Source organism: Pseudomonas sp. NPDC098747 (genome assembly GCF_044760045.1).
GTDB lineage: Bacteria > Pseudomonadota > Gammaproteobacteria > Pseudomonadales > Pseudomonadaceae > Aquipseudomonas.
Genome location: NZ_JBIWAL010000034.1, coordinates 56,475 through 58,926, shown reverse-complemented (window position 1 = coordinate 58,926; position 2,452 = coordinate 56,475). Strand labels below are relative to the sequence as shown.

1 protein-coding gene and 1 pseudogene are annotated in these 2,452 nt (G+C 57.1%); one reads left to right on the top strand and one right to left on the bottom strand.

The genetic code is table 11. The features are described 5' to 3' along the window. Positions 1–147: 147 nt before the first annotated feature. Positions 148–1,812 carry an electron transfer flavoprotein-ubiquinone oxidoreductase gene (locus tag ACIQVE_RS19700; RefSeq protein ID WP_402811165.1) on the bottom strand — a complete coding sequence of 555 codons (1,665 nt, stop codon included), beginning with the start codon at positions 1,810–1,812 and terminating at the stop codon, positions 148–150. Between the two features lie 550 nt (positions 1,813–2,362). Here ACIQVE_RS19700 and ACIQVE_RS19695 point away from each other — a divergent pair. Beyond that, positions 2,363–2,452: pseudogene (locus tag ACIQVE_RS19695) on the top strand (electron transfer flavoprotein subunit beta/FixA family protein); the annotation flags it as partial.

Below are 2,452 nucleotides of genomic sequence, written 5' to 3'. Positions count from 1 at the left end.
CAGCGTGTAATCTCTCTGACTGCGTCTTCCGCCCGTATCCATTGCGCCCTCCTGATAAAAAGCCAGAAGGTGTAAACCTTATTCAGGACGCGACATGGGCAACAAAAAGGCCCCCATTTCGGGAGCCTTGTTGTTCAGCGATCCGCCTTACATATTCGGATAAGTCGGGCCGCCAGCGCCTTCCGGCGTCACCCAGGTGATGTTCTGCGAAGGGTCCTTGATGTCACAGGTCTTGCAGTGCACGCAGTTCTGGGCGTTGATCTGGAAGCGCTTCTCGCCGTCTTCCTTGGTGATCACTTCGTACACGCCGGCCGGGCAGTAGCGCTGTGCCGGCTCGTCGTACAGCGGCAGGTTTTTGCTGATCGGGATGCTCGGGTCGGTCAGCTTCAAGTGGCAAGGCTGTTCTTCTTCGTGGTTGGTACCGGAGATGAACACCGAGCTGAGTTTATCGAAGCTGAGTTTGCCGTCGGGTTTCGGGTAGTCAATTTTCTTGCAGTCGGCCGCGAGCTTGAGGCAGGCGTAGTCTGGCTTGGTGTCGTGCAGGGTGAACGGCAGTTTGCCGGCGAAGATGTTCTGGTCCAGCCAGTTGAAACCGCCGCCGACGATTGCGCCGAACTTGTGGATCGCCGGGCCGAAGTTACGGCTGGCGAACAGTTCGTCATAGAGCCAGCTCTTCTTGAAAGCGTCGACGTAAGCGGTCAGCTCTTCAGTGCCGTCCTTTTCAGCGAACAGCGCGTCAGCCACCGATTCTGCGGCGAGCATGCCGGATTTCATCGCGGTGTGGCTGCCTTTGATCTTGGCAAAGTTCAGGGTGCCGAGGTCGCAACCGATCAGCGCGCCGCCCTTGAAGACCATCTTCGGCAGCGAGTTCAGGCCACCCTTGCTGATTGCGCGGGCGCCGTAGCTGATGCGCTTGCCGCCTTCCAGGTACTGAGCCAGCACCGGGTGATGTTTCAGGCGCTGGAACTCGTCGAACGGCGACAGGTAAGTGTTGCTGTAGGACAGATCAACGATCAGGCCGACCACCACCTGGTTGTTTTCCAGGTGATAGAGGAACGAGCCGCCGGTGTTCTCGGTGCCCATGATCTCCAGCGGCCAGCCGGCGGTGTGCACCACCAGGCCCGGCTGGTGTTTGGCCGGATCGATTTCCCAGATCTCTTTCAGACCGATGCCGTAGTGCTGGGCGTCGGCATCGCTGTCGAGGTTGAAGCGCTTGATCAGTTGCTTGCCGATGTGGCCACGGCAACCTTCGGCGAACAGCGTGTATTTGCCACGCAGCTCCATGCCCGGGGTGTACAGGCCTTCTTTCGGATTGCCTTCGCGGTCGACACCGAGGTCGCCGGTGATGATCCCGCGAACCACGCCTTGCTCGTCGATCAGTGCTTCCTGAGCGGCGAAGCCCGGGTAGATTTCCACGCCGAGGTTCTCGGCCTGCTGGGCGAGCCAGCGGCAGAGGTTGCCCAGGGAGATAATGTAGTTACCTTCGTTGTGCATGGTCTTGGGCACAAAGAAGTCAGGAATTTTCTGCGCGCTTTCGGCGTTTTTCAGTACGAAAATGTCATCGCGGGTAACTGGCGTGTTCAGCGGGGCGCCGAGTTCTTTCCAGTCCGGGAACAGTTCGTTCAGAGCCCGTGGTTCAAATACGGCACCGGAAAGGATGTGTGCGCCGACTTCGGAGCCTTTTTCGACCACGCAGACGCTGATTTCCTTACCGGCTTCGGCGGCCTTCTGCTTCAAGCGGCAGGCGGCGGACAGGCCAGCGGGGCCGGCACCGACGATGATCACGTCGAATTCCATGTATTCGCGTTCCACAGGCTATCTCCTACTCAAGGCTCAACAGTTTTTTTTCTAATATGGAGGTTTGATGTCGCTTCCGTTCCGCCTTTACGTTAACGTCAAGGGGATAAAGGAGAAGCCACCGTTCTCTCTAGGGGGCGCATTATATCTACACCACTCCTAGCGTCCAATACAAACGTTTGTTTGAATCGGCTCCAGCCCAGATAAATCAAAGAAGCGCGGCTTATGAATGGTCATTTTGCTGTATTGACCGGAATAGGCGTTCCGGTCAATATACGGGCGGTTTTGCGCTCGCCGTAGGCAGACTGGCGGTTTCAAGAGCACCTCTAAAGACAGGGCGTAGGCAATACAAGGTGATGCGCAGCGCAAGTCCGGCGCGCAGTTTACACACCGTGAAGAGGCATGACTTGTCGGTCACCACTGACGAACGGTCACAGCACTTCGCAGCGTGGAATCACCTCGTATACAGGCCGGCGTTTTTAGAGGTGCCCTTGTAACCCGATGAGCATCAACCGCCAGGTTCGCCTAGGCGACTTTCTTTTCACCGGAGAGTAACGAGGAATCCATGAAGGTTCTTGTAGCTGTCAAACGCGTTGTGGATTACAACGTCAAGGTTCGCGTCAAGGCGGACAATTAAGGCGTAGACATCGACAAC